The following is a 253-nucleotide window of genomic DNA, read 5'->3' as shown; positions in this document are numbered from 1 at the left end:
TTACTCTTCTCTATACGTTCTTCTGCTTCTCTTACTAAAAATGACATTTTGCCTCCTCTTTCGTATGTACTTATCTTTTCATTCTATCATATATGTTTCTTTCTGCCTATTATGCAATGGTCTTTTAAAGAAGCAGAGGTGTGAAATTTGATACTGTGGTTAGAGAACTTAATCATGGTTCTAGAGGTTGGTTCCACTACTTTAAAGTGGCTGATTTTCCTAAGCCTATGAAACATCTGGATGGGTGGATTCG

The 253-nt window shown here is 36.0% G+C and carries 1 protein-coding gene; it reads left to right on the top strand.

The window, feature by feature from the left end:
- Positions 1–140 precede the first annotated feature (140 nt).
- Positions 141–253 (top strand): group II intron maturase-specific domain-containing protein (locus L8D11_RS06115; RefSeq protein ID WP_369127287.1); only part of this gene is annotated, 113 nt, incomplete at its 3' end.

Source organism: Candidatus Bandiella numerosa, assembly GCF_021811875.1.
GTDB classification, from domain to species: domain Bacteria; phylum Pseudomonadota; class Alphaproteobacteria; order Rickettsiales; family Midichloriaceae; genus Aquirickettsia; species Aquirickettsia numerosa_A.
The sequence above is the reverse complement of the archived record's forward strand: the minus strand, read 5'-3'. Positions and strand labels throughout refer to the sequence as shown.